General features: G+C 38.6%; 22 protein-coding genes and 5 tRNA genes. 16 read left to right on the top strand and 11 right to left on the bottom strand.

The window, feature by feature from the left end; genetic code table 11:
• The first annotated feature begins 149 nt into the window (after nt 1–149).
• On the top strand, nt 150–1,640 hold the full coding sequence (locus J671_RS11740) for a flavin-containing monooxygenase (RefSeq protein WP_006580692.1): 1,491 nt from the start codon (nt 150–152) through the stop codon (nt 1,638–1,640).
• A 48-nt stretch (nt 1,641–1,688) separates the two neighbouring features.
• On the opposite strand, the gene J671_RS11735 is transcribed toward J671_RS11740, so the two are convergent.
• Nucleotides 1,689–2,861: an acyl-CoA dehydrogenase family protein gene (locus tag J671_RS11735; RefSeq protein WP_002049748.1), complete on the bottom strand. Its 1,173-nt coding sequence runs from the start codon at nt 2,859–2,861 to the stop codon at nt 1,689–1,691.
• Nucleotides 2,862–3,050: 189 nt separating this feature from the next.
• On the opposite strand from J671_RS11735, the gene J671_RS11730 reads away from it, so the two are divergent.
• The 5 genes from J671_RS11730 to J671_RS11710 all read left to right on the top strand — a co-directional run bounded on the left by J671_RS11730 (nt 3,051) and on the right by J671_RS11710 (nt 8,590).
• Nucleotides 3,051–3,308: a succinate dehydrogenase assembly factor 2 gene (locus J671_RS11730; RefSeq protein WP_002049719.1), complete on the top strand. Its 258-nt coding sequence runs from the start codon at nt 3,051–3,053 to the stop codon at nt 3,306–3,308.
• A 6-nt stretch (nt 3,309–3,314) separates the two neighbouring features.
• Nucleotides 3,315–3,704 (top strand): hypothetical protein, encoded by a 390-nt coding sequence (locus J671_RS11725; protein WP_025466084.1) that lies wholly within the window; start codon nt 3,315–3,317, stop codon nt 3,702–3,704.
• A gap of 767 nt (nt 3,705–4,471) precedes the next feature.
• Nucleotides 4,472–5,557, top strand: coding sequence for a hypothetical protein (locus J671_RS11720; protein WP_002049690.1), 1,086 nt, complete (start codon nt 4,472–4,474; stop codon nt 5,555–5,557).
• An 83-nt stretch (nt 5,558–5,640) separates the two neighbouring features.
• Complete coding sequence (rrtA, locus tag J671_RS11715) at nt 5,641–6,207, top strand: rhombosortase (protein ID WP_004711824.1); 567 nt, start codon at nt 5,641–5,643, stop codon at nt 6,205–6,207.
• A 187-nt stretch (nt 6,208–6,394) separates the two neighbouring features.
• Nucleotides 6,395–8,590, top strand: a complete 2,196-nt coding sequence (locus J671_RS11710; protein WP_006580689.1) for a TRAP transporter large permease subunit — start codon at nt 6,395–6,397, stop codon at nt 8,588–8,590.
• A 147-nt stretch (nt 8,591–8,737) separates the two neighbouring features.
• Here the strand turns inward: J671_RS11710 and J671_RS11705 are convergent, their stop codons facing one another.
• The 4 genes from J671_RS11705 to rnr all read right to left on the bottom strand — a co-directional run bounded on the left by J671_RS11705 (nt 8,738) and on the right by rnr (nt 14,039).
• Nucleotides 8,738–9,169, bottom strand: a complete 432-nt coding sequence (locus tag J671_RS11705; protein ID WP_031982338.1) for a hypothetical protein — start codon at nt 9,167–9,169, stop codon at nt 8,738–8,740.
• A gap of 11 nt (nt 9,170–9,180) precedes the next feature.
• On the bottom strand, nt 9,181–9,390 hold the full coding sequence (locus J671_RS11700) for a YheV family putative zinc ribbon protein (RefSeq protein WP_002049754.1): 210 nt from the start codon (nt 9,388–9,390) through the stop codon (nt 9,181–9,183).
• Nucleotides 9,391–9,430: 40 nt separating this feature from the next.
• Nucleotides 9,431–11,485, bottom strand: a complete 2,055-nt coding sequence (locus J671_RS11695; RefSeq protein ID WP_031982336.1) for a M3 family metallopeptidase — start codon at nt 11,483–11,485, stop codon at nt 9,431–9,433.
• A 133-nt stretch (nt 11,486–11,618) separates the two neighbouring features.
• Nucleotides 11,619–14,039 (bottom strand): ribonuclease R, encoded by a 2,421-nt coding sequence (gene rnr / locus J671_RS11690; RefSeq protein WP_031982335.1) that lies wholly within the window; start codon nt 14,037–14,039, stop codon nt 11,619–11,621.
• 261 nt (nt 14,040–14,300) lie between these two features.
• Between rnr and J671_RS11685 the strand changes: the two genes are divergently transcribed.
• The 5 genes from J671_RS11685 (at nt 14,301) to J671_RS11665 (ending at nt 15,411) form a co-directional block, all read left to right on the top strand.
• Nucleotides 14,301–14,391, top strand: a tRNA-Ser gene (locus tag J671_RS11685).
• Between the two features lie 10 nt (nt 14,392–14,401).
• Nucleotides 14,402–14,478, top strand: a tRNA-Arg gene (locus tag J671_RS11680).
• Between the two features lie 39 nt (nt 14,479–14,517).
• A tRNA-Arg gene (locus J671_RS11675) sits at nt 14,518–14,594 on the top strand.
• Nucleotides 14,595–14,633: 39 nt separating this feature from the next.
• Nucleotides 14,634–14,710 (top strand) — tRNA-Arg (locus tag J671_RS11670).
• 107 nt (nt 14,711–14,817) lie between these two features.
• Entirely contained in the window at nt 14,818–15,411 is a 594-nt protein-coding gene (locus J671_RS11665; RefSeq protein ID WP_031982334.1) for an HAD-IB family hydrolase, read from the top strand.
• A 69-nt stretch (nt 15,412–15,480) separates the two neighbouring features.
• On the opposite strand, the gene J671_RS11660 is transcribed toward J671_RS11665, so the two are convergent.
• Nucleotides 15,481–18,099, bottom strand: coding sequence for a beta strand repeat-containing protein (locus J671_RS11660; protein WP_031982332.1), 2,619 nt, complete (start codon nt 18,097–18,099; stop codon nt 15,481–15,483).
• A 592-nt stretch (nt 18,100–18,691) separates the two neighbouring features.
• Here J671_RS11660 and J671_RS11655 point away from each other — a divergent pair.
• A tRNA-Arg gene (locus J671_RS11655) sits at nt 18,692–18,768 on the top strand.
• 116 nt (nt 18,769–18,884) lie between these two features.
• Here J671_RS11655 and J671_RS11650 read toward each other — a convergent pair.
• Complete coding sequence (locus J671_RS11650) at nt 18,885–19,577, bottom strand: nitroreductase family protein (RefSeq protein WP_031982330.1); 693 nt, start codon at nt 19,575–19,577, stop codon at nt 18,885–18,887.
• Between the two features lie 223 nt (nt 19,578–19,800).
• Here J671_RS11650 and J671_RS11645 point away from each other — a divergent pair, with 223 nt between their 5' ends.
• Nucleotides 19,801–20,298: a YcxB family protein gene (locus J671_RS11645; RefSeq protein ID WP_004711841.1), complete on the top strand. Its 498-nt coding sequence runs from the start codon at nt 19,801–19,803 to the stop codon at nt 20,296–20,298.
• A 39-nt stretch (nt 20,299–20,337) separates the two neighbouring features.
• Nucleotides 20,338–20,979, top strand: a complete 642-nt coding sequence (locus tag J671_RS11640) for a fumarylacetoacetate hydrolase family protein (RefSeq protein WP_031982329.1) — start codon at nt 20,338–20,340, stop codon at nt 20,977–20,979.
• Between the two features lie 75 nt (nt 20,980–21,054).
• On the opposite strand, the gene J671_RS11635 is transcribed toward J671_RS11640, so the two are convergent.
• Complete coding sequence (locus tag J671_RS11635; RefSeq protein WP_031982328.1) at nt 21,055–21,849, bottom strand: helix-turn-helix domain-containing protein; 795 nt, start codon at nt 21,847–21,849, stop codon at nt 21,055–21,057.
• A gap of 105 nt (nt 21,850–21,954) precedes the next feature.
• Here J671_RS11635 and J671_RS11630 point away from each other — a divergent pair, with 105 nt between their 5' ends.
• Nucleotides 21,955–22,869 (top strand): DMT family transporter, encoded by a 915-nt coding sequence (locus J671_RS11630; RefSeq protein ID WP_006580678.1) that lies wholly within the window; start codon nt 21,955–21,957, stop codon nt 22,867–22,869.
• A 20-nt stretch (nt 22,870–22,889) separates the two neighbouring features.
• On the opposite strand, the gene J671_RS11625 is transcribed toward J671_RS11630, so the two are convergent.
• Entirely contained in the window at nt 22,890–24,137 is a 1,248-nt protein-coding gene (locus tag J671_RS11625; protein WP_002050751.1) for a YihY family inner membrane protein, read from the bottom strand.
• Nucleotides 24,138–24,417: 280 nt separating this feature from the next.
• Between J671_RS11625 and wrbA the strand changes: the two genes are divergently transcribed.
• The gene (gene wrbA / locus J671_RS11620; RefSeq protein ID WP_185126866.1) at nt 24,418–25,020 is read left to right on the top strand and encodes an NAD(P)H:quinone oxidoreductase; all 603 of its coding nucleotides are present in this window, start codon (nt 24,418–24,420) and stop codon (nt 25,018–25,020) included.
• Nucleotides 25,021–25,074: 54 nt separating this feature from the next.
• Here the strand turns inward: wrbA and J671_RS11615 are convergent, their stop codons facing one another.
• Together J671_RS11615 and J671_RS11610 are read right to left on the bottom strand one after the other, a co-directional pair.
• Nucleotides 25,075–25,650 (bottom strand): xanthine phosphoribosyltransferase, encoded by a 576-nt coding sequence (locus J671_RS11615; protein ID WP_002050789.1) that lies wholly within the window; start codon nt 25,648–25,650, stop codon nt 25,075–25,077.
• A gap of 71 nt (nt 25,651–25,721) precedes the next feature.
• Nucleotides 25,722–26,435 (bottom strand): DUF3108 domain-containing protein, encoded by a 714-nt coding sequence (locus J671_RS11610; RefSeq protein WP_002050776.1) that lies wholly within the window; start codon nt 26,433–26,435, stop codon nt 25,722–25,724.
• Nucleotides 26,436–26,494: the final 59 nt, after the last annotated feature.

The raw sequence follows: 26,494 nt of genomic DNA, 5'->3' as shown, positions 1-26,494 counted from the left end.
CGGTCTTTTTTATGTTTTGAAAAATGGAAAATTTAAAAATTGTCCTCAAGTGACATAAAAAAACGGATAAGCGGTCAAACTTGACATTGTGTATTGTCAAAATTGTGCTTTAATAAAGTCATATTCTCAACAATGGGTATAAAAATAAAATGGAAAAGCAAGTTGATATTCTAATCATTGGTGCCGGCATTTCAGGAATCGGAGTGGCTGCCCATTTATCTAAAAATTCTCCACAACGTCAGTTTGAAATTTTAGAGCGTCGTGAATCTTTTGGTGGGACTTGGGACCTCTTTCGTTATCCTGGTATTCGTTCAGACTCAGATATGTCAACTTTTGGTTTTAACTTTAAACCATGGCGTAAAGCAAATGTATTGGCTGATGGAGCTTCTATTAAAGGATATTTAGGCGAAGTTATTGATGAATTTAAATTAAAAGAAAAAATTCATTTTGGTCATCGTGTACTTTCTGCAAATTATGATTCTTCATCTAAGAAGTGGAATGTTGTTGTCGAAGACAGTAATAAAAAACAGCAGACTTGGGTAGCCAACTTTGTTGTAGGTTGTACAGGTTATTATAATTATGATCAAGGCTATGCGCCGACATTCCCAAATCAAGATGCTTTCAAAGGTCAACTTATTCATCCGCAGCATTGGCCAGAGAATTTAGACTATACGGGTAAGAAAGTAGTAATTATTGGTAGTGGAGCTACTGCAATTACTTTAGTACCAGCTATGTCAAAAGGTGGCGCAGGTCATGTGACGATGCTACAACGTTCACCGACTTATATTGCTTCTGTTCCGTCTATTGATTTCATCTATGAAAAAACACGTAGATTTATGTCTGAAGAGGCAGCTTATAAATTTACACGTGCACGTAATATTGGTATGCAACGGGCAATTTATGCATTGTCTCAAAAGCATCCGAAGACAGTTCGTCGTTTACTCTTAAAAGCAATTGAAATGCAGCTTAAGGGTAAAGTAGATATGAAACATTTTACACCTTCATATAATCCTTGGGATCAGCGTTTGTGTGTGGTACCTGATGGTGATTTATTTAAAATTCTTCGTGAAGGTAAAGCGAGTGTTGAAACTGATCAAATTGAAAAATTTACTGAGACCGGTATTCAATTAAAATCAGGTAAACATCTTGATGCAGATATCATTGTTTCTGCAACTGGTTTACAGGTTCAAATCATGGGTGGTGTGCAGGCAACTATTGATGGAGAACCTGTTAAATCATCTGAACACATGCTGTATAACGGCGTGATGCTCAGCGATGTACCAAATATGGCGATGATTATTGGCTATGTAAATGCTTCGTGGACATTAAAAGTTGATATTGCAGCAGATTATATCTGTCGTTTATTAAACTATATGGATAAGAATAATTATGATGAAGTCATCCCATCTGGTGATAAGACTGTGATGGAAGAGGACACAGTCATGGGTAGCTTATCATCTGGTTATATTAGTCGTGCTGCTGACGTGATTCCTAAACAAGGTAAACAAGCACCATGGCAGGTAACCAATAATTATCTTGAAGACCGAAAATCATTAAAAAATGCAAAATTTGATGATGGTGTTCTACGCTTTCATAAGCATTCAGAAGTTACTACACGTAAACCAAAATTAGTATCTTGATATTCAAAAATGAAAAGGAGGCTATAAGCCTCCTTTTTATTGTGAACATTAAAGAGTTCTAGAGATTAGTTCTTTCATAATTTCATTAGTACCTGCATAGATACGGTTTGCTCGGTGATCGATGTAAGCGCGAGCAATTGGATATTCCAGCATATAGCCATAACCACCGTGTAATTGAAGACATTCATCTACAACTTTTGAGAACATATCTGAAATTTTATATTTTGCAGCAGCTGCTGCTTCAACACTCAATTTTTCATCGAGTTGTAATTCCATACAACGATCTAAATAGGTACGGCAGAAATCAATTTCTGTACGTAATTCTGCGAGTTTGAAACGTGTATTCTGGAAAGCACTAATTGGCTTGCCAAATGCTTTACGATCTTTTGTATATTGAACAGTATGAGCAAACGCTGCTTCTGCACCAGCTTGGCAGATAATTGCCACCAACATACGCTCCCATGCTAATTCTTTCATGAGCATAATAAAGCCCATACCTTCCATGCCTAAAAGATTTTCTTTAGGAACACGGACGTTGTCGAAGAAAAGTTCACATGTATCTTGGCCTTTCATGCCAATTTTGTTGAGTGGCTTACCTTTAGTAAAACCTGCACGATCAGCTTCCACAATAATAAGTGATAAATTGGCAGAGCCTTTATCACTGTTGCCTGTTTTACAGACCACGATGGCCATATCGCACAAATAACCATTGGTAATAAATATTTTTGAACCATTAATTACATATTCATCGCCATCAAGAACAGCAGTCGTTCTCACAGCTTGTAAATCGGATCCTGTTCCTGGCTCGGTCATGGCAATCGCGGTTACTGTTTCACCAGTCGCCATTTTAGGGAGCCATTTTTGCTTTTGTTCTTCGTTTCCAAAGTTATTGATATAGTTCGCGACAATATCGGAATGCAGTGAAAAACCTGTACTTGAGTCCATTGCATAGGCTTGTTCTTCAATAAGAATCATACTGTATAGGCGGTCAACACCTGAGCCACCGTATTGTTCAGGCATGGTTGTGCACAGTAAGCCTAAGGCACCAGCTTTATTCCAAAGATCTCGGTCAACATGTTGTTGTTTTTCATATTTTTCAGTATTTGGTACCACTTCTTTTTCATAAAACTTGCGTACAGTTTCTCGGAAAGCTTCATGTTCTTCATTTAATAGACGGCGAGGTAACATATTTGGAATGGGACGAATAGCACCAGATTGCATTGTATTTCTTCCTTGGTTTGGGCTTGATGTTATAAGTCTAAACATACGGGAAGCTTACTAGGTCTAACAATGTGATGAATGCTCATTTATAGCTATGAAGTGATAAGTTTGGTCAATTTGAGATTTTTAGCGAACTTTCTTATGTGATCAGGTAAACTAGGCGCACTATCAACGCAGATGGGGAAATAAATGTCTGAAGAAATGACCTTGGAAGAACGTAAAGTAGTTTATCGCGCACGCCGCGGTTTAAAGGAAATTGATGTCTATTTTGACCCATATGTGAAAAATTATTATTTAAAGGCAGATCCAGCAGAAAAAGCATTATTTGCTGAATTAGTAGAGCAGGAAGATCCTGATTTACTTGACTGGTTTATGGAAGTATCTGAACCGCCGCGTACAGAATTACGTGATTTTATTCATAAATTAAAGCACTATGTTCATGGCTGATTAGTTTTGGTCAACCATTTGAATTTCAAACTGAAATATAGCCGTTTTGCGATTATATTTCAGTTTTTTATTGGCTTAAGTTTGGTAGTTCTATTTTATCAACTCCTACCAATATTATGGTGGTTGGTTACGGTCAGTTTACTATTCATAAGTTTTATTTTCTTTTTAAAGCGGCCACAGCTCGCTCAAATTGCTCATTTAGATCAAAAATTATGGTCACTTAGCTTTCATTCAGAACAAACAATTTCTCGGGTAGAGATTTTAAAAATAATTGATTATCAGATTTTCATAGTGGTCTATTTTGAAGGGCATAAGACATTAACTTCTGTTATTTGGTTTGATCAAATACCTCTATCTCAGTGGAAACAACTTAAAACCTTAGAAAAATTTTATTAATTGTTAGACAATTCTACATTTGTATATTTATTTAAAAGCATTAAAAATCAAATAATTAATATTTATTTCTTTTCAGGAAATTTAAATTGTCTAGTTAAAATACAGAAAAAATAGCAAGAAAGTCAATTGTCCGACAATTTCTCAATATGGTTATTATTCTATCGGTTAAAGTACAAACACCAACGTAAAGTGTGTCGGAGGTCTCAAATGGAGATGCCAACATGGTCGTTCTTGGTCATTGCCATCATTCTGGCAGTGGTGATAGGAAGAGCAGGAACTTTACTCAGGGAACATCTTAATAAAGCTAATTATAGCAAAGTTAAGAGACAGAGGATGCAAAGGTCGTCGGTCAGTCAATAGTTTAATTGGTTAATCGATTAATTTCATCAAGTGTCCAGTTTTACTGGGTGCGAATGTAGTAAGGAGGTCTCTCATGGAGATTTCAATGTGGATGTTTCTGTTAATTGCAGTTGTTATGGCTGTAGTAGTAGGAAGAGCAGGAACTTTACTCAAGGATTATATAGAACAACAATAATATAAGCCGTTAAAAGCTTATCCCAGTTAATAAGTAGCATGTGCTGAACCGTCGCAATGCTACTTTTTTTTGCCTAAAATTTTTGTTTCCCTGAAAAACTGTCAATTTTATCTGCTGTGAAGTGTGTCAAAGTATAAGCGCTACAATTAGAGTAATTACTCTTTTATTCAAGATATGCATCTGCTAATGTACATCTGAAAAGGAAAAAACAAATTACATCGAGGACAGGAAGATGTCTAAAGTCCAAAAAATAAGCCAAGGTTTGGCAATGAGTTTTCTTGCAGCTTCAGTTTTATCAGGTTGTTCATACGTCGTGAAAAGCGGAGCAAATGTTGCTTTAGGTTTCACGGAAAAGCACGTCGTTCCACCTATTTTGGCAATGCAAGATGCTGAAATGGTTTGTAATACTGGTAGTGCCTTAACTCCTGCAATTATGTCGACTAAAGGTATGGGTGCAGATCCTACTCGTGTCGCTGTCTTAATGTATGCTGCTTCAGGTGTATGTGCGGAAAACCAAGCATTAGAACAGGAGTTACGTTACTTGCGCGCTTCAAAAGCAGGACAGGTTACAGAAGCTCAAGATGCACGTATTGCGCAGAAGCGTTGGGCTGCTATTGCTGCTGAACGCCAATATACCGGCTATAAATTATTCGCTGATCGTTGGGAATCTAAATATAAGTACCATTTAGGTGACTCATGTCCAACTATGCGTAGTGATACTGATCAGACTGTATATCTACTTGGAATGATCAGCGGTCTTCAAGCGGTGACGAATGATATTAACTCAGGTGGTTCTGTCAATGTTCCGAAAGATATCGCTGCTATTGTAGAGCGTGGTATGGTCTGCCTTGATAACCAAAAGTTCTGGGGTGCACCAAATGCAACACGTGCGGTGATCTGGACTTTATTACCAGGGGCTAACGAAGGTAAGCCTGATCCGTATGAGACTTTAAAACAGTCAGTCCAAATTGGTGAACAAAAAGGTGTTCGTTTGTCTCACGCACTCTATGCTGTAGCTGCTCAGGCGAGTGGTGACGATGCAAAAATCCGTGATGCATTAAAAACATATGCAGCATCTCAAGCAGATGATAAACCAGTTAATCCGAACTTTAAGTTAATCGATAGTATGGCTGGTTTAATCGTTCGTGGCATTTCTGACCGTTACTGGACTGAGCATACCGGTGTTCGTACAGGCGATGGTGGTATGTCTCATTTCTGGGATGAGAAAAACGAAGGTTCAGCAGAACTGGATGAGTTATTTGATGGTGGGGCTGCATCAGAAGTTCCAGCTGACTCAACAACTGCACCTGCACAGTAAAAAGATCTGAAGAAACTCACTCCTTGCGTTACTACTTATTTTCGTATTAATCGTAAGGAGTTCAGTTTTAAAAGGAGTGTGCTATGAAAGATCATGTACTCAATAAAAAAGTGCTTTTGGTCGCAGGGTGCATTTCTGTTTCTGCATGTCTGCAGGTATTTCCAGACTATTTTATTTATTGGCGCGAAAGCTTACTTGGTGAGTTTTGGCGTTTGTGGACAGCACACTGGGTACATGTCGGCTGGATTCATTTTTTATTAAATATGATGGCATTTGCATGTTTGCCCTTCATATTTCCGCATACCAAAGTGTGGCATATTTTAAGTCTTCTTTTTCTTCTGCCGCCTTTTATTAGTTTGGTTTTCTATTTTTATTTGCCTTATATCGATGCATATGCCGGTCTATCTGGAGTGCTCCATGGGCTGTATACGGCTGTTGCTTTAGTTTATTTGCAATACCGTAAAGAACGGAATTTTGCATTACTGGTTTTAGGTTTAATTATCGCCAAGCTAATTTGGGAAAATACATTTGGTCAAACAGGCACAGCACAGCTGATTGGAAGTCCTGTTTTAACTGAAGCTCATTTATATGGGGCGATAGGCGGTGCAATCTTTGGAGGATGCTATTGGCTAATACAAAGATTCAAATAGAAAGATTGACAATACAAACTGTTAAAAAAGAGATTTTAGTCATTCTTTATTGATAAAGTTTGATGCAAATTTGATCGTTGAATAAAGGGATTGGTAGAAGGGGAATGGACGATACCCCTGACCAAGGAAATTGCATGACTCAAAGCCTTTGTTATGAGGGATTTGAGAGAACAAAATTGGAATATTTATGCAAGAATATCAAGAAAAAAGATCTGGATTAGGTCTGCTGGGTTATGTATGGAACGAATGGATCTCAACATTCGTGATCCTCATTTTGTTATTAATGACGCTCATAATTGGTACCGGGGAAATGATCCACGGACAATTATTACGTATCGGGGAACGCCTTTATGGTGACCCTGCTTCAGGCATGCAATATTCGTTTTTGCGTGCTGAGCCTGAAAAGCCATCTTGTGATCGACACCCAAATATTGATGCTCAAGTAAAAGAGCAAATGAAAGCGAATGCATCTGATGATTTCGCAAGCTTCTTTGGTGCAGCTTCAGAAAGTGATGTCCGTGCATCCTTACTAGCAGCACAGCAGCAATGTGAAGATAAATATTTGGCTTATGATAAAACCATTAAATATATTGAAGCACATCCAGGCGTACGTACATACCGTACGATTGAAACGGGTTTCTTTGGTATATTTAAATTTGGTACAGAAAATCGCGCAATTTTGCTGGTCTTTATGGTTTTGATTTCAGCGATTACTGCATCGTTAAAGTTTCACCATATTGGTTTACGTAACCCTGCAACAAAGCTGGACTACAAAGTGTATGCCTTCTTTATGTTGCTTGGTAATGCCTTGCTCAGTTCTTCAGTAATTAGCCAGTACCGTTCTGTGATTAATTCAGGGGTTTCTCCAACTCATGAAACAATCATTATTTATTGGTTATGGATGATCTTGTTTGTCATTCTGACCTTAATTAGCCTTTATCAGCTATTTGTTTCCCCTGCGCCAAAACGTGAGGGTGGCAATATTGGCTTAGCTTTATTATGTGTACCTTTGTATGCGTATATGGCTGTGATTACAGGTGTAGCTTTTACATTCTTTATGGACTATCCAATGGGCCAAGGGATTTACCTAGGTCAGTTGGTAGAATTCTCGGGTATTTTCTTAAACCTTGCCTTATTTATTTGGGCGGGTATGTTACTCACGCAAACACGTGTTATGGATTTATTCCTAAACGTACTTCGTCCATGGAATCTGGCACCAGAAACTTTAACTTGGTTAATTTTAATCGCTGCTGCTGTGCCGACTGCTTATACGGGTGCTTCTGGAATTTTCGTTATCGCAGCCGGTGCGATTATTTATAAGGAAGTTTGGAATGCAGGTGCTCGCCGTCAGTATGCACTTGCTGTATCTGCAATGTCAGGTTCATTAGGTGTTGTGGTACGTCCATGTCTATTGGTAGTTTTAATTGCCATGCTAGACAGTCGCCATGTTACATCTGATGAGTTATTTGGTCATGGTATTTATGTCTTCTGGTTAACTGCATTTATTTTCTTAGGTGTATCTCTTTTCTTGGCAGAAGAGAAGTTTCGCGTGAACTCGCCGAAAGTAGCACTTCCAGGCATGGCACGAGCTTTCGTACCTGTTATTCCATATATCTTAATTACAGTAGTTGTTCTTGCATTTTATAAATATGCATTAGATACAGGAATGAACGAATTTACTGCACCAGTAATTCTGCCACTCGTGCTGATTGCAATGATCTTGTACGATAAAATGGTTATGCCTAAAGAGGCACCAGCTTTAAATATTCATGAAGCAATTGTTCGTGAACATGAGAAAAAATCTCCATTTTTACAGTCACACGATCCGCATAGTTCACAGTTCCGTCTAGGTTTTGGTGGAGCATTACGTTTTGCCACATCAGAAACAGTTGGACATATTGGTGCACTTATTATTTTGATGGCATTGTCAGCAAGTGTGGGTGGTTTAATCGAGCGTACCGAAATTGTTGAAATGTTGCCGACTCACTTAGGTAATATTTATATTTCGCTCGCATTTATTGCATTACTACTTGCCATTATTGGTATGTGTACCGATCCATTTGGTGCGGTAATTTTAGTAGCAGCAACAATTGCACCTGTAGCCTACGAAAATGGTATTCATCCAATTCACTTCTGGATGATTGTATTGGTTGCATTCGAATTTGGTTATGTAACACCACCAGTTGCCTTGAACCATCTATTAACGCGGTTATCCGTTGGTGATGATGAGGTGAATGCTGCCGATGCAGAAGCGAAAGAGAAGTACACAAGTTTCTATTACCGTTATGAACGTTGGTTATTACCAATTATTGTTTTGTTCTCATCATTGGTATTAGTTACTTATGCTCCATTAGTACTCAAACTATTTGGTTGGTACCAATAATCTAAATATGTAAGCTCAATAAAAACACTCTCTTTAAGGAGGGTGTTTTTTTATGTGGTAGTTATTTTGATATAAAAATTCTTAATAAATAAAAAGCTAGTTCAGAGTGAACTAGCTTTTTGCATCATAATGAGATTTAAATAAATACTATTGTTGTTTAACCTGAGCTTCAAGGAGTTTTACTTGCTCTTCTTTTAACTTAATGAGTTGGTCTGCATCGGCATGCTGGGCTTTTAGTGTTACTTCCTGATCTTGCAGCTGCTGATGAATGTCATTAAGTTTAGAAACTTCTTCTTTTGCTAAAGACTCTTGCGCAGGGACAGGCTGTTTGAGCACATCTTCATTTATAAGTTGCTGCGAATTAGCAGTGTGTGTTTGAGCTACAGGCTCCGAACTTGCAGATGGTTGTGTCGTTTTTTGAGGTACAGGTGTCGAGGCTGGTTGAGGATCAACCATTGGCGCTGACGATTCAGTTTTTTTGAAAAACCATTGTGCTGCGAAAAAAAGCACTACGAGAATGCTTAAGCCCCCAATTAAAATCCACAATAATTTTGAGTTTTGTTTTCTTTGTAGTGGCATGTCTAAGACCTTTAGTCAGAACGACGAGGCTTGAACTGTATTACTCCAACTTCATCAGGTATAGCAGGCGTTTCGGGCTCATCAACATGAGTCGGTCGATTTTCGCTATATCCGCATTCGATACATTCAATCCATTCGTCTTCAGCGGTGGTTAGCATGACAATCCGATCTATGGCTTCACATTTTGGACATTTAGCTCCAGCAATGAAACGTTTTTTCATCTTTATCACCCTAACCACACGATCAATTTAGGCCCATAGTTTAAGCGGTTTTATTGTCATTCGTCCAACCTTGATGACGTAACAATGCATCAATTTTTGGCTCACGACCGCGGAAATTCACAAATGCTTCAAGAGCAGTGTCTTTTCCACCTACAGCTAAAATTGCTTGGCGGAATTCTTTACCTGTTTGAGTATTGAAAATACCTTCATTTTCGAAACGGTCAAATGCGTCACTTGCTAAAACTTCCGCCCATTTGTAAGAGTAGTAACCCGCTGCGTAGCCGCCTGCAAAAATATGACTAAAGCTATGTTGGAAACGGTTGTATTCAACAGTTGGTACCACTGCATATTGTTTACGAATTTCATCTAAAGTCTGTTGAATTTGCTCACTATTTAATGCTGGTGTTTTGGTATGAATGGTTAAATCAAACAATGCAAATTCAAGCTGACGTAAAGTTTGCATACCAGACTGGAAGAAACGTGCATTTAATAAAGCATCAAGTAACTCTTGAGGTAAGGTCTGCTTGCTCTCAATATGCTCACTTAAAACATCCAGACTTTCTTTATCCCATGACCAAAACTCCATAAACTGACTTGGTAACTCGACTGCATCCCAAGCAACGCCGTGAGTACCTGCAACCGAAATATTATCTACTTCAGTGAGCATATGGTGTAAGCCATGGCCAAATTCGTGGAATAAGGTGATGACTTCATCATGAGTTAATAAGGCAGGCTGGTTACCTACAGGTGGTGTGAAGTTACACACCATATAGCAAATTGGTTTTTGTAAACCATGAACAGTTTGCATACGTGAGCGGAAGCCACTCATCCATGCACCGCCGCGTTTACCTGTACGTGCATATAAATCAAAGTAGAACCCACCAATCACTTGGCCTTGGTCTTCTAACTCAAAATAACGTGCATCTGGATGCCAAACTGGAGCTTCACGTTCAACAATATTAATACCGTATAGGCGCTGCACAATCTGGAATAAACCCTGAATGACTTTCGGAGCAGGGAAATAAGGCTTTAATGCTTCTTGTGACAAATTGAACTGTTGTTGTTTAAGCTTTTCAGAATAGTAAGTGGTATCCCAAGGTTTGAGTTCATCAATCCCATCTTGTTTGGCAATGGCTTGTAGCTCAGCAACTTCTTGGAGAGCAGGGGTACGTGCATGCTCAGCTAAGTCGGCTAAAAAGTCATGAACAGTTTTAACATCTGGAGCCATTTTGCTAGCAAGAGAATATTCAGCGTAGTTATTGAAACCAAGAAGTTTTGCCATCTCTTGGCGAAGGCTCAAGATTTCTTCCATAATCTTGCTGTTATCAAATTCTGTTTGTTCAGATTGATCTGATGCACGAGTGACATAAGCTTTATAAAGCTCTTCTCGCAAAGCACGATCATCTGCGTAGGTCATAATGGCAAAATAAGCTGGGAAATCTAAAGTTGCTACTGCTTGATCAAGCTCACGCTGTTTGCCGTACTGTTTTAATAACTCAACATTACTTTCTGGAAGACCTTTTAATTGATCTTCTGTCAGTGGTTTAAAATAAGCCTGTGTCGCATCAAGTACATGGTTTGAGAAGTCCGAAGAAAGCTGTGAAAGACGTGCAGAAATTTCTGCGTAGCGTTTTTTCTCTTCACCTTCTAAAGCAACGCCAGAAAGTTTAAAGTCACGTAATGCAAGGCGGATCGCACTTTGTTTTGCGGGGCTTAACGTTGAATAGCTCTGACCATCATGAATGTGTTGATAAGTCTGGTACAGCGCCGTATGTTGGCCAAGCTGAGTGTAATATTCACTTAAAGCAGGTAAGAGCGACTGGTAGACCTCTCTAGTTTCAGCATTACTCATCACAGCATTTAAATGTGACAACACTCCCCATGATTCACTGAGGTTATTTTCAAGTGCATCAATTTGTTCAAGCACGGCAAGTTGCTGATCTGTCTCGGATGGTGCAGCCGTAAGGGTATTTAAGAACTCTTGTCCTGCTTGAATCGCTTGTTGAATATCTTGTTTTAAATTATCTAATGTAATTTGGTCAAAGTGGGGAGTAGGTAGAGTCGCTTGCTGTAAAGTCATTGCTAATAGCCACATTATTTTTTAAACATAGTATTAGATGTAGGTATTGTTAGGCAGGAAATCAAGCTTAATTTGAAAATAAACGTTTTAAAAGTATTAAGCCCCCATGCTTGGGAGCTTAATAAAAGGGATTAGAAACACCTATGAATTAGTCAGCCTTAGACTTGGCATTCGACTTTTTCTTTTTGGGTTTCGCTTTTTTCTTTACTTTTTCTGGCTTGGCTTCTGCTTTCGTTGAGGTTTTTTTGCCAGACTTTTTACTATATGAACTAGGTTTACCTTTTTCCTTCTTTTTACGGACAGGTTTTTCACCATCATTCGAAGGAGTAGATGGTTTGCCAAAAACTTCTTCAGTTGCTTGTGCCGCTGTTCTGGTTGTGCGTGGGGCACGACTGCGAACTACTCGTCCAGCATGTGTCACTTGCTGAATAAGTTGGAAATCGATCTTACGTTCTTCTAGATTTACACCAGCAACCTGAATTTTAACTTCATCGCCTAAACCGAAAACCTGACCACGATTTTGTCCAATAAGGTTTTGACTTGCTTGATCATAAATAAAGAAATCATCGCCGAGCTGGCTAATATGAATCATGCCATCAACATAAAGGTCTTTAAGAGTAACGAATAGACCAAATTCAGTGACAGCACTCACAATACCAATGAACTCATCACCTAAGTGCTGTTGCATATAGTGACACTTCAACCAAGTCGTTACACTACGAGATCCTTCATCAGCACGGCGCTCGGTTTGAGAGAAATGTTCACCAGCATCATCTAAAGCCGCACCAGAGAGCGGATAAGGCTTTTGTTTCAAATGAGCTTTAATAGCACGATGTAACAATAAATCTGGGTAGCGGCGAATTGGTGAAGTGAAGTGTGTATAAGCTTCATAAGCTAAACCATAGTGACCGGCATTTTTTGCACCATAGTAAGCTTGCATCATTGAGCGTAATAACACTGCATGAATGCTTGGCGCATCAATGCGGTCTTTAGTTGCCTCAATAACTTTTTGATAATCTGCTTGAGTTGGTTGGTCGGGGAACGGTAAGCCAAGAAGTTTTACAAAGTCTTTTACTTTCTGAATACGTGAGAACTCAGGCGCTTCGTGTACGCGATATAACATTGGAATATCATGTTCTAATGCATATTCAGCCGCAGCAACGTTAGCAAGCAACATACATTCTTCAATCAGCTTATGTGCTTCATTACGTGTACGTGGCAAAATTTCTTTAATTCCGCCCAGCTCATCAAAAGTCATGTACGTTTCAATGGTTTCAAACTCCATTGCATGACGATCAGCACGTAAATTTTTCAAAATCTGATAAAGCTGGAAAAGCGTATTTAGCGATTTGTGAATATCACGATCTTTTGGAATTGCGTCAGTTGCACCGTCAAAGTATTGCGCTACCTGTGTATAGGTCAAACGCGCTTTTGAATGCATTACCGATGGATAAAACTCATAACCAGTTACGCGGCCCGTACGTGAGAGCTTCAAGTCACAGACCATACATAAACGATCTACGTGTGGGTTAAGTGAGCACAATCCATTTGATAATGCTTCTGGTAGCATTGGTAAAACAAAATGAGGGAAGTAAACTGAAGTACCACGTTCTTCTGCTTCTTCATTTAGTGCCGAGCCTAGGCGTACATAGTGGCTTACATCAGCAATTGCTACAACAACGCGATAACCGCCACCAGGACGTTTTTCTGCATACACAGCATCATCGAAATCTCGAGCATCTTCACCATCGATTGTGACGAGTGCTAAATCTCTTAAATCAACTCGACCTTCACGGTCTTGTGCAGAAGGTTCCTTAAAACTTTCTGCTTCTTTTATAACTTCATCTGGGAATTCATAAGGCAAGCCAAACTCAAGAATGGTTTGTGGGATAATAATTTCTGTATCAGCTTTATCGGCCATAGATTGAATAATATGCGCCGTAGCAAACTCTTCGCGGGTTGGATAGGTATCGATAGCAACACGAAGCATATCGCCAACATTTGCTTTGGCATGTGCAACTAATTCTTTTTCTAATGGGATAGGTTGATGCTGATTTGGATTATTGGGTTGAATAAAGTATTCACCCTCGTGTATCGACAATTTACCAATTAACTGTTTTACACGGTGTTGGAGAACCTCGGTAATGAAACCCCACGGTTTACCTTTTCGGTCTACTGAGGTCTGCCGAACTCGGACGCGATCGCCGTTAAAGACTAAACGTAACTCGCGCTCAGGAAGCAAAAGATCATCTTGGCCATCAATATGTGCAGTGCCTAAACCTTTACTATTAATATAGACAGTGGCTTCATAGGTTGGTTGGTCTGCCACTAACTGAAACTTGAACCCTTCTTTCATGATTTGGCCATCACGAACCATTGCACTTAAGCGATGGCTTAAAGCTTCGATACTTTTTTGGTCTTGAATATGAAAATGGTCAACAAGTTCTGCATGAGATTGCGGCGTTTGCAATTGTTCCAACGTATCTAATATTAGAGTACGGCTTGGAATAGGATTGTCATAACGTTCAGCTTCAGCTTTCGCTTCGGGATCAGCCCAGTTTTTTGTCATGTCTTTTGGTTTCACGCTTGGCAGATAAGTTTAGCATAAGTCATGCAGACCCGAACTGCACGTTTAGGTTTGCAATAATGTGTTATGCGCTACTGTATTTTAATGAAGAAATAATATCTATCTTAACAAGCGTTTGATCGAAAAAGACGAAAATAATAAGGAAATTGCTTAAAAAATAATTCATTGAACGAAAAAATAAGAAAATTTCAGTATGATGACTTGAACAATAAGGTTTTAGTTTGTATTATGGCGGCTCGTTCCGGTGAGGTGGATGAGTGGCTGAAATCACTTCCCTGCTAAGGAAGCATACCTATTACTGGTATCGAGGGTTCGAATCCCTCTCTCACCGCCATTTACTTAATGCGCTCATAGCTCAGCTGGATAGAGCACTTGGCTACGAACTAAGGGGTCGGGAGTTCGAATCTCTCTGAGCGCACCAAGTAAAACAGAACGAATCGCTGAAAAGCACACAAGTTACGCGCTCATAGCTCAGCTGGATAGAGCACTTGGCTACGAACTAAGGGGTCGGGAGTTCGAATCTCTCTGAGCGCACCAAGTAAAACAGAACGAATCGCTGAAAAGCACACAAGTTACGCGCTCATAGCTCAGCTGGATAGAGCACTTGGCTACGAACTAAGGGGTCGGGAGTTCGAATCTCTCTGAGCGCACCAACTTGAAGAATTAACCGCTTTTATAGCGGTTTTTTTGTGCCTGTTATTTAGTAAAATTTTAAAAATCTAAATTTATAACTTTTTAATTATATTAGAGATAATGATAAATGAATCTGGCTTTATTTGACTTTGATGGCACAATCACTCATAACGATACTTTTAGTTTATTTCTTAAATTCTCTTTGAGTAGAAAAACTCAAATATTAGGTGGTCTTCGGCTTGCGCCTTATATTGCAGGATATAAGTTCGGATGGGGAACGGATAAAATCATACGAACTAAGCTCTGTCAGGTGGGATATATAGGCTACGATGCGGATTTTCTAAAATATATGGGACAAGAGTTTGCTAAAACGGTAATTCCTACCTGTATTCGTGAAAATGCTTTAGAACGTATTCACTGGCATAAACAGCAAGGAGATCAGGTTGTTGTGGTATCCGCTTCATTAGGTGTTTATTTAGAAAGTTGGTGTCAGTCTTTAGATTTGGACGTTATCTATAATCAACTTGAAATAGATAATGGTATTTTAACGGGTAATTTTATTAATGGTGATTGTGGTTATTTAGAAAAAGTAAATAGAATAAAAAATAAATATGATCTAACCCAATATTCTACAATTTATGCTTATGGAGATACTCCTAATGATTATGCAATGTTAGAGCTAGCACATAAGAAATATTATAGATGGCAAGAGATGAATTAATTATTAATTAATATTTAAAAATATATTTAAAAAAGAAAGCCACTTTATCAGTGGCTTTCTTGAAGATTATTAAACAGTGTGTACAGAGATATTTAAGAAGTGGTCAGTAAGTAGTGACTGAGGTACTAAAGTATGAACCGTGTCTGTTACGTTAGATACTGTAGAAGTTACTCCGCCTAAGTTACCAGTTACTCCACCTAATAAGTTAGAAATAACATCTGTGCTACCTGTACCAGTTACACCACCAGTTAAGCTACCTACGATATCTGTTACGACACCAATAGGGTTGCTGCCAGCTGTACCCCCAGTCACACCACCGATAATATCGGTAACTGTGCCAAGTGGGTTACTTCCAGTAGCACCACCAGTTAAACCACCAATAATGTCAGTTACAGTGCCAAGTGGACTATCACCGCCTACACCACCAGTAACACCGCCAATAGCACCAGTCGCACCACCAAGAATGTCGGTTAAAATGCCAGCCGCAGTTGTGCCATTTGAAACGAGAGTGTTGACAATACCAGTCGCATGATCAGTTGCACCTTGGATATTGCCACCCACTAAATCAGATACAACTTCAAGCGCACCATTTACAGTATCGCGAGAAGTTTCAAAAGTTAATGTACCGAGGTGAGCAATATCAGTAACAGGGTGTTCAGTTTGAGGAAGTACGCCAACTACAGTGTCCGCAACAGTATTAATGCCTGTATTAATAATGCTAGTTTTTAAACTTTCCACACCTTGAAGAACATCAATACCACTTTGAACGGCATCAACAACTGGGGAAATAGGAGATGCACCACCACCAATAATCCCGCCCGTTACACCACCGATGATGTCAGTCACAGTACCAAGCGGATTGCCGCCAGTAGCGCCACCAGTTAAACCACCGATAAGGTCAGTCACAGTACCAAGAGGATTACCGCCCGTTACACCACCGATGATGTCAGTCACAGTACCAAGAGGATTACCGCCCGTCACACCACCGATAATGTCAGTCACAGTGCCAAGAGGGTTACCACCAGTAACACCACCAGTTAAACCACCGATGATATCAGTCACAGTACCAAGCGGGTTACCACCAGTAGCGCCACCAGTTAAACCACCGATGATATCAGTCACAGTACCAAGCGGGTTACCGCCAGTGGTACCACCAGTAACACCACCAATAGCACCAGTTACGCCACCAAGAATGTCGGTTAAAATGCCAGTCGCAGTTGTGCCATTTGAAACGAGAGTGTTGACAATACCAGTCGCATGATCAGTTGCACCTTGGATATTGCCGCCCACTAAATCAGATACAACTTCAAGCGCACCATTTACAGTATCGCGAGAAGTTTCAAAAGTTAATGTACCGAGGTGAGCAATATCAGTAACAGGGTGTTCAGTTTGAGGAAGTACGCCAACTACAGTGTCCGCAACAGTATTAATGCCTGTATTAATAATGCTAGTTTTTAAACTTTCCACACCTTGAAGAACATCAATACCACTTTGAACGGCATCAACAACCGGGGAAATAGGAGATGCACCACCACCAATAATCCCGCCCGTCACACCACCGATAATGTCAGTTACAGTACCAAGCGGGTTACCGCCAGTAGTACCACCAGTAACACCGCCGATAGCACCAGTTACCCCACCGATAATGTCAGTCACAGTACCAAGCGGGTTACCGCCAGTAGCACCACCAGTTACACCGCCAATAGCACCAGTTACCCCACCAATAATGTCAGTTACAGTACCAAGCGGGTTACCACCAGTAGTGCCACCAGTTACACCACCGATAGCGCCAGTTACCCCACCAATAATGTCAGTTACAGTACCAAGCGGGTTGCCACCAGTAGCGCCACCAGTTACACCGCCAATAGCACCTGTCACACCACCAAGAATGTCAGTTAAAATACCAGTTGCAGTTGAACCGTTATGAACAAGTGTTCCAAGAATACCTGTTGCAGATTGGGTAGCTCCTTGGATGTCACCACCTACTAAATGAGAAACTGTTTCTAAAGCACCATTTACAGTATCGCGAGAAGTTTCAAAAGTTAATGTACCGAGGTGAGCAATATCAGTAACAGGATGTTCAGTTTGAGGAAGTACGCCAACTACAGTGTCCGCAACAGTATTAATGCCTGTATCAATAATGCTGGTTTTTAGACTTTCGACACCTTGTAGCACGTCAATACCGCTTTGTACGACGTTAACAACTGGTGCCAGTGGAGAAGTTCCACCTCCGACTACACCACCAGTGACACCACCAATAATATCGGTCACGGTACCAACAGGATTGCTACCAGTAGCACCACCAGTTACACCGCCAATAGCGCCAGTTACACCACCAATAACGTTGGTTAATCCACCAACAGGGCTACCGCCAGTCACGCCACCAGTTAAACCACCTACCACATTGGTTATGGTTCCTAATGGATTTGTTGAGCCTGTAGTACCAGTTACGGTACCCACTACATCAGAAACTAATCCTGTTGTAGCATGCGAGACTGTATTGGTTACAGTTGAAAGTACATTAGAGAGTAAGCCTGATGTTGAAACATTTCCATTAGCAATATTTATGTCGGAAACGTTTACATTAACAGGAGAACCTGTGTTTACAACAGGATTCACCGATACAACATTACCCAGGTCCTGAGTAACTTTTGTTATCGAAGATACGAGATTTTTCAGTAAGAACATGATGGTCTATTTCCTGTATATTTATGTATTTTTAAGTAAGTATTTATTTATTGCGTTAGGCAATTATTGAGATATGTTTCTCAATAATTAAAATTTAGTATTGGGTAGATCTCAAAAAGTGTCAATGCATATTTCTACTCAAATAATTTGATACTTATAATATTTTGACAATTAGTTATTCATTCTGATTTAGACATAAAAATAATAATTTTTTTTATAATATATAGTTTGAAGATGAATGTATGTTTCTCTCATTTTATTATTATTTTTTATAATTATTAATGCTAAATAATTTTATTTATAAAAATACTTTTGCATAAGTAGAAATATATTATTTATATAATCCTGACTAAAAAGCTAGGCTTTTATTTCTGTCAATTTGGCCAAAATGCCCAAATTGGATAGATGAAGACAGAAAACTTTAATTGCAAAAAAATATTTCAAATACATTTTATGGGCAAACAATCCTTTTTTGGACAGCTATGTTGCTGAGGTATTTTATTATGGCTAAGAACTAGACGCTTGATGACAAAAAGATGAAAAAGGTCTTTCTAAAATGAAAAAACTGCGTATAATGCCCTCCATCAAGTACGCGCTCATAGCTCAGCTGGATAGAGCACTTGGCTACGAACTAAGGGGTCGGGAGTTCGAATCTCTCTGAGCGCACCACTTGAAGAATTAACCGCTATATAGCGGTTTTTTTGTGCCTATTTTATATGGATTCTAATAAAAAAGCTGGTGCACATGGCGACCAGCTTTAAAAAGTTCTAAATTCAAAAAAACTATTATCCGAATGTTTTAAAACGACTTTCATCATCAATAAAGGTTTTTTCACCAGCTTTAGCTTCAATAGAACCAAAAACTAACTGAGCTCTTAGCTTCCATTCAGATGGAATATTAAATAAAACATTAATTTTTTCATCAATAATTGGGTTGTAGTGTTGCAATGAAGCGCCAATACCTTGTTCGGTTAAAATGTTCCAGACCGCAAATTGTGCGATTGCTGTTGAATGCTCTGACCAGATCGGGAAATTATCAGCATAAGCTGCAAACTGTTCTTGTAAACCTTTAACCACGTTCTGATCTTCATAAAACAAAACTGTGCCTGCACCAGCAGCAAAACTTTGAATTTTTTGTTCTGTTCCAGATACAGCTTCAGCTGGAACAATACTTTTTAAAACTTCAAGAACTGTATTCCAGAATTTATGATGTGATTGTCCAAATAAAATGACAGCGCGAGATGATTGAGAGTTAAAAGCAGAAGGGCTGTGTCTGATTGCTTCTTGAATTAACTTTTCAATTTCATCATTTGATTGATTTAAGTTATTTCCAATTGCATAAATAGAGCGGCGGTTCTTAATGAGTTCTATAAAAGAAGTTTCATTTGAAGATTCTAGCTCTTGAGCGGCTTTTAAAGCCACATCTTCTTGAGCTGTCGTTTTTTGATTTAAGCCAAATAGTTTTGCAAAGAAAGACATGACGTATTCCACTAAAGAGACAATAGAAGTATTTTATAAATTTAAAGATATGGAATAAGCCTTAAAAATATGAATCTACGTTCTATATATGAAACGAGTAAGCAGCTTGTATGAGTGAAGGCTTTATAGTTCGAGCAAAAATAAAAAATCACTTTTGATTCATTTTAAAGCGTAGATGAATATGCTCTAATAGTTTCGATTTATTCAATATTGATACATAGTGATGACCGAGCAAAAAAGCGCTTTATCTTTACGTTATTATTTAAATTTAGAAGAGTCTCAAGATGGGTTTGGCTTGGTGACATTCGGAAAGAAACAATTCACACGTTTTTTAACCCCTGTTATTAGTATTGCAATTGTTATTTGGGGTTTTTATTTAGGCTTATCAGGCGTTGGTCGCTACTATGTTGCTTTGGGTATTTTTTTCCTGATTATGCAAGGTTTAATGCGCTATTGGCTTTTACCTATGATGTTTAAACGTCAATTTGTTCGTTATCAATTTGGTAAGAGCGAGCAGGGGATCGATTTATACCAAGATTACTTTGAGCTTTATGCCGCTGGCCGTAAACAAGTTGTACAGTATGGTGATGTACAGACTTTTGCCAAAGGTAAACTAACTTATATGCTTGAGTTAAAAAATAAAACGGTCATTATTGTACCGAAACGTGCCTTTGCTCAAGCTTCAGATCAAACTATATTTGAAAATACATTCAAGAAGTAAGTTATTGGAATTATTAGCCGCAACAATAAAGGAAGCCTCATGAAAACACGTCCTTCAAAAATCGTTTGTGTGGGCAGAAGTTATGCTGATCATGTAAAAGAGCTGAACAATGCAATGCCGGGACGACCAGTATTGTTTATCAAGCCTCCAAGTAGTTTGATTGGTTTGGATGACGGTATTTCATGGAATCCTGCTTGGGGTAGCTGTCATTTCGAATGTGAGTTTGTTTTACGTATTGATCAGCCACTAAAAGGAGAAACCGATCCGCAAAAAGTACTACAAGCTATTGGTGCAGTGACTTTAGGATTGGATTTAACATTACGTGACTTACAAAATGAATTAAAAGATAAAGGTCAACCTTGGGAAAGAGCAAAAGCATTTGATGGCTCATGCGTACTTGCGGACTGGGTAGATGTAAGTGAAATTAAGAATTGGGAAGAAACTAAATTTACTTTCCATATTAATAATGAACTGCGTCAAGATGGTAATACCGCCTTACTCATGTTTAATATAGCTTATCTATTAACAGATATTAATCAGGTGTTCTCACTTGAACCGGGCGATGTCATTATGACTGGCACGCCAGCGGGTGTAGGACCATTACATGCTGGTGATCAGCTAAAAATGACTTTGAAAGGTGCGACTCAGGATTTTATTTGGGAAACCTTTGTGAAAGCATAATTTGATTTACCTCACTAAGTTTTGAACCCTATTATTGAACCAATAATAGGGTTTTTTATTATACCCAACATTAATTTATTGATAGAGCTTTCGGAACTGGTCTGGTGTAAAACCCATCCAACGTTTAAACATATATATAAATGCTGATGCACTGGCGTAGCCTAAATCAAAAGCAATATTTTCTATGGTTTTACCTTGATTGAGCATAGTCATCGCTTTCATGACTTTTAGTCTTTGTCTCCACTCATGTAAAGACATTCCTAACTCTTTTTGACTGTAACGAGCTAACGTTCTTTCGGTCATATTGTTCCGTTCAGCAATTTCTTGCAAAGTACTATTGTCAGCAGGACATTGATGTAAATCATTTAGTATTTTGGCTAAGGCTGGATGATTTGTTGTAGGTAAATAACTACCGACCAAATCCGCTTTTATGAGTTGATCTAATAAAACTTGGAGTAGCCGTATATATTCGATCCGGGTTTCATCTTGGGGATTTTGCCTCAAGTGATCGAGTAAAGCAGGTACAAGTGGGGATGTTAATAGGATACCGGCTTTCTGCGGTAACTTTTGGCACAGACTTTCATGAACATATAAAGTTGCATGAGTCACTTGGTTGCGGTTAATTCCGCTATGTTTGGTATAAGGCGGTAACCAAATCCCATTAGGAGGCGGAGTTAAATAATTAATTTGATCAATATTAACTTCGAGTACACCACTAAACGCATAAATAAATTCACCCCATGCATGTGCATGTTGAGGGTAAACCGTCTCTGCGGGCGCATTGCGGATACGGAACCAAAGCAAATCAGGGATGGCGTTATGAGCAGGAATTTCCTGAAAATCCTGCACACGTTGAGCTGATTTTTTCATCTTTGAAAATTGCCTGAAATTGCTTATGTGTTGTCTGTTTTTCACTATATCATGTAAATAAGACAGTTCTATAGTCAGATTTTTCGCTATAAAGAAAGGTGCTATATGGAAGAGCGCAAAAATCTAGATGCCAGAGCCTCGGCTTTAATGGTGCTTTTATGTATGGTGTTAGGGCTGCAACAGGTGGTTCTGAAAATAGCAGCACCAGATATTTCACCGATTATGCAAATTGCTTTACGCTCTGGTTTATCTGCAGTTCTAGTTCTACCTTTATTGTGGCGTGATCATTCGATTCATCTGTTTTCTTATCAGCAATGTAAAGCTGGTGCTCTTGTCGCTTTATTTTTTTCATTAGAGTTTTATTTCGTTACCGAAGCTTTAAAGTTTACTTCGACTTCTCATACTGTAGTTTTACTCTATACCGCTCCAATTTTTGTCGCCTTAGGATTACATTGGAAATTTCCTACTGAACGCTTGAACCGAGCGCAATGGGGAGGTATTGCTTTAGCTTTTATGGGAATTATTATTACATTTTACCCTACAACCACAGCTATAAATGCACCAGCTATAGCGCAAGTTTTATTAGGTGATTTATATGCACTTATGGCTGGACTTGCATGGGCACTGAGTACCATTATCGTTCGTTTATCTTCTTTAGCCCAAGCACCAGCAACTCAAACTTTATTTTATCAATTAACGGGTTGTTTTATTTTATTAATCTCAATCGCTTTTTTGACAGGTCAAACAACTATTCATTTAACAGCTTTAACAATTCTAAGCTTAAGCTTTCAAACTTTAATTGTATCTTTTGCAAGTTTACTATTATGGTTTTGGCTACTCAGAAATTATTTAGCTTCACGATTAGGAGTTTTCTCTTTTCTGACGCCACTATTTGGTGTGCTGTTTAGTGTTTTGTTGTTAAATGAAAAATTAGAAATTAAATTTATTTTTGGAAGTATTTTAGTGCTATCTGGAATAGTTGTGATGAGTCTAAAGCAGGGCCAACCAAACAAAGGTTAAGCCCTGTTGTGAGTTAAATATTATTTCTCTTCAAAAATTGTTGAAAGTGGAATTGAGAGTTTCGCAGCTAAATAGTCATTTGATTCTACTAAAGCAGGGCCAATTCTTTCCATCCATTCATCATCATCATGTACATTTAATACATCCGGACGTAAAGGAAGTGGATAAGGCAATGCAGTAAAGAAGCTCCAAAAATCGACTTGAGATAAATTACGCACTAAAACATATTCATCTTTATCTGTACGTTTCACTAAATTTTGCTCTTCGAGTAAAACCACATAAGCGGGCCAACGGCCAATCTCACCACGGCCTAAAATTGCCAATGCTTCTTTATCACTTACACTTTCACCAAGTTTTTGCTTTTTATAAAATAATTCTAAAATATCAAGTAGCATGAGTACGGGATGTCTTTTTTGTTCTTTACCCGAGTGAAAAGCAGTAAGCGCAAAACTCACCTCGACACCGAGCAACACAATATTCCAAGATAAGAAGACCCATAATAGGAAAATAGGTACTGCTGCAAATGCGCCATATATGATTTCATAACTGGTAAAGTTTGACATCACAAAGCTAAATAAATTTTTGAGTATTTCAAACAGTACAGCACTTAAACAGGCGGCAATTGCTGCTGAAAATAGAGGGACTGTGCGGTTGGGAATAGTCCAATATAAAATGAAAAAACCTAGAACAGTAAGAACAAAAGAAATAAGCCAGAGCAAGAATGCACCATCAAGTTGATAGCCCGTGAAGTTATTACTCAATAAGTTCATAGATGCAACAGTTGATGAAATAACAAATGCACTGCCTAAAATAATCGGACCAAGTGAGATAATGGTCCAATAACGCATAAAGCCAACAATGCCGCTACGGGTTTCTTTTACTCGCCATATACGATTAAAAACAGTTTCAATTGTGGTCAGCATTAAAACTGTGGTGACAAATAGAAATAACACGCCAATCACAGTTAAATTGCTAGATTTTTCAGTAAAAGCATTAAGTGCTTTATCAAATGCAATTGTGCTTTTAGGTAAAAAATTACTATAAATTAAGTGCTGTAACTGTTGTCTGGCTGGTTCTAACGCTTTAATTGAAGAAATAATAACCAAAAATACCGTTAGCATCGGCACAACGGCAAAAAGAGTTGTGTAGGTGAGAGAGCCTGCCTGTTCCCGGCAACGATCAGCTTCGAAACGCTTAATTACGAATAAAATAAATTGAAACCAGGTCTTGTTATAAAAAGGAAGTCTCTTCAAAAAACGTTCTAACATGCGTCATCTATCCCGATTTTTTTAATCATGATGTGGGTGATTGATATTCACCGGTGTATTCGGTTGAGAACACTATGGTTGGTGTGAGGAAAACTTTAACCTAAAGAATAAAAAAGTATTCTGAAAGTTCCCTATGTATAATGGTAACAAAAGGTAGTAAAAAGCTTTTACAAATATTTGTTACGGTTGCCTTTAAAAATCAATCACCTTTAAAATTTCATAAAATTGGCTAAGCCAAAAAAATAAAAAATACCGTATAGTGTTCTTTTTAACAAAATTCATGAAACCGATGCAACCTTACATTCTTGTGCTTTATTACAGTAAATATGGTTCTACTAAAGAAATGGCGCATCTTATTGCGAATGGTGTTGAATCTGCAGGTATCAGTGTAAAAATACGAACAGTACCCAATATTGCAACAGTTGTAACTGAGGCTGAACCGAGCATTCCCGAAGAAGGCGATATTTATTGTACTTTAGAGGATTTAGCCAATTGTGCAGGCTTGGCTCTAGGGTCTCCAACCCGCTTTGGTAATATGGCGAGCGAAATGAAGTATTTTTGGGATCAGACCACAAGTCTTTGGTTAAATGGTGCTTTGCATGATAAACCAGCATGCGTTTTTACTTCTTCTGGTTCAATGCATGGTGGACAAGAAAGTACTTTGTTGACGATGTTACCTCCATTATTTCATCACGGCATGATGATTTTAGGTTTGCCAAATTCTATTCCTGCGTTGTCGAATACGAAAACTGGCGGAACTCCTTATGGTGCAAGCCATGTGAGTGGTCCTAGACATGACCAAAGTTTAAGCCAAGATGAAAAGCTTTTATGTGAAGCACAAGGTAGACGTTTAGGTGAAGTGGTAAAAAAGCTTTGCCTATAGTTTTATAAAAATAAAAAAAGAGCGAAAGTCCGCTCTTTTTTTATTGAAACAATTTTATTCTTTAACAAAAGTTACTGTGCCATCAGTAAGTGATTTAACACGTGCTAATGATTCAACGCGGTAACCTTTCTCAAGCAATAAATCACGGCCAGGTTGGAATGATTTCTCAATCACAATACCAACACCTACAACCTCTGCGTTTGCTTGGTGAATTAAGTCAATCAAACCAAGTGCAGCTTGACCATTTGCCAAAAAGTCATCAATTACTAAAGCTTTATCGCTTGAGTTGATGTGTTTATTTGAAATAGCAATAGTACTTTCTGTTTGTTTAGTAAAACTAAACACTTTGGCGCGATATAAATCGTCTTTCAAAGTCAGCGATTGATATTTACGAGCAAAAATCACAGGTACACCAAGTTCTAAACCTGCCATGATTGCTGGCGCAATACCTGAAGCTTCAATGGTAATAATCTTGGTAATCCCTGCATCTTTGAAGCGAGCGGCAAATTCTTTACCAATCTGCTGCATGAGGACAGGGTCAATTTGGTGATTTAAGAAAGCGTCGACTTTCAACACTTGATCAGATAGAACGATACCTTCTGTTAAGATTTTCTGTTCTAGTGCGTGCACGGGAGAATCCTCTAGACGGATGCTTTTAAAGCAAATGCGTATTTTAAAAAGCATCCGAAAAAATGCAAGCTTTAATTCGTTTTACCGCTATAACTTGTTAATAACAAACCATAAGATGTTTTGCCATCAATATGACTTACCTTAACCGGTAAGTAGTCTAATTTAGGCGCTAGCCAAAAAATCGTACTACGATCTGGTCGGCCATGTTCTAAGACAACTTTTACAGTATCAAAAGTGCCATAAGAAGTTTTAATTTTTTCGCTGCCTTGTTTTACAAAACGGCGGTTTTCAACTTCTTTTGCATCGGCAAGAGGATACGAAGACTTAAGTGAACCATTTTTTAAATCTTCACGCACTTGCAATTCAGCATTTAGCTCGTCAAGTACGCCAGGCTGCCAAGCAAATGTTCGTGCTTTATCATCTTTCTTGGTGCTAATTGTCTTATTGCCAGGGTTAAAATTAATATTCATAGTATTGTTATGAATTAAAATTTTACTGGTACGGCTAAAGCTTTGTGATCCGATTTTGCCATTTGCAAAACTAAATTTACTTGTTTCGCTCGCAGAAGCAATTCCGCCTGCTTTTGCAGTGAATAGATAAGTCCAGTTATTGCCTTGTTGACTAAGTGCGCGTGTTGCTGAACCCATGCCTTTATTATTATAGGTAAACTGATAATTTGCCTGAAATGGGCTCATGGCAAGTGCATGGCTAGAGAAACTTGCAATAAGCAAAGTTGTCGAAATACCAGTTGCGATGCTGAATGATTTCAGAAATTTTGTTGCCATAAGTAAATATCCTTGTACAGACTGAAAGGTCAGTGCTGATGCATCTATGACTTTTGCAT

The organism is Acinetobacter sp. 1130196 (assembly GCF_000588095.1).
Classification (GTDB): Bacteria; Pseudomonadota; Gammaproteobacteria; order Pseudomonadales; family Moraxellaceae; genus Acinetobacter; species Acinetobacter nosocomialis.
The sequence above is the reverse complement of the archived record's forward strand: the minus strand, read 5'-3'. Positions and strand labels throughout refer to the sequence as shown.

Bases quoted from the DNA above. Each gene is read 5' to 3' on its own strand.
- J671_RS11735 (WP_002049748.1), bottom strand. From the start codon at position 2,861: ATGCAATCTGGTGCTATTCGTCCCATTCCAAATATGTTACCTCGCCGT.
- rnr (WP_031982335.1), bottom strand. From the start codon at position 14,039: ATGACAAAAAACTGGGCTGATCCCGAAGCGAAAGCTGAAGCTGAACGT.
- J671_RS11710 (WP_006580689.1), top strand. From the start codon at position 6,395: ATGCAAGAATATCAAGAAAAAAGATCTGGATTAGGTCTGCTGGGTTAT.
- J671_RS11705 (WP_031982338.1), bottom strand. From the start codon at position 9,169: ATGCCACTACAAAGAAAACAAAACTCAAAATTATTGTGGATTTTAATT.
- J671_RS11625 (WP_002050751.1), bottom strand. From the start codon at position 24,137: ATGTTAGAACGTTTTTTGAAGAGACTTCCTTTTTATAACAAGACCTGG.
- J671_RS11740 (WP_006580692.1), top strand. From the start codon at position 150: ATGGAAAAGCAAGTTGATATTCTAATCATTGGTGCCGGCATTTCAGGA.
- wrbA (WP_185126866.1), top strand. From the start codon at position 24,418: ATGAAACCGATGCAACCTTACATTCTTGTGCTTTATTACAGTAAATAT.
- J671_RS11720 (WP_002049690.1), top strand. From the start codon at position 4,472: ATGTCTAAAGTCCAAAAAATAAGCCAAGGTTTGGCAATGAGTTTTCTT.
- J671_RS11665 (WP_031982334.1), top strand. From the start codon at position 14,818: ATGAATCTGGCTTTATTTGACTTTGATGGCACAATCACTCATAACGAT.
- J671_RS11640 (WP_031982329.1), top strand. From the start codon at position 20,338: ATGAAAACACGTCCTTCAAAAATCGTTTGTGTGGGCAGAAGTTATGCT.
- J671_RS11610 (WP_002050776.1), bottom strand. From the start codon at position 26,435: ATGGCAACAAAATTTCTGAAATCATTCAGCATCGCAACTGGTATTTCG.
- rrtA (WP_004711824.1), top strand. From the start codon at position 5,641: ATGAAAGATCATGTACTCAATAAAAAAGTGCTTTTGGTCGCAGGGTGC.
- J671_RS11700 (WP_002049754.1), bottom strand. From the start codon at position 9,390: ATGAAAAAACGTTTCATTGCTGGAGCTAAATGTCCAAAATGTGAAGCC.
- J671_RS11660 (WP_031982332.1), bottom strand. From the start codon at position 18,099: ATGTTCTTACTGAAAAATCTCGTATCTTCGATAACAAAAGTTACTCAG.
- J671_RS11630 (WP_006580678.1), top strand. From the start codon at position 21,955: ATGGAAGAGCGCAAAAATCTAGATGCCAGAGCCTCGGCTTTAATGGTG.
- J671_RS11695 (WP_031982336.1), bottom strand. From the start codon at position 11,485: ATGTGGCTATTAGCAATGACTTTACAGCAAGCGACTCTACCTACTCCC.
- J671_RS11650 (WP_031982330.1), bottom strand. From the start codon at position 19,577: ATGTCTTTCTTTGCAAAACTATTTGGCTTAAATCAAAAAACGACAGCT.
- J671_RS11645 (WP_004711841.1), top strand. From the start codon at position 19,801: ATGACCGAGCAAAAAAGCGCTTTATCTTTACGTTATTATTTAAATTTA.
- J671_RS11730 (WP_002049719.1), top strand. From the start codon at position 3,051: ATGTCTGAAGAAATGACCTTGGAAGAACGTAAAGTAGTTTATCGCGCA.
- J671_RS11635 (WP_031982328.1), bottom strand. From the start codon at position 21,849: ATGAAAAAATCAGCTCAACGTGTGCAGGATTTTCAGGAAATTCCTGCT.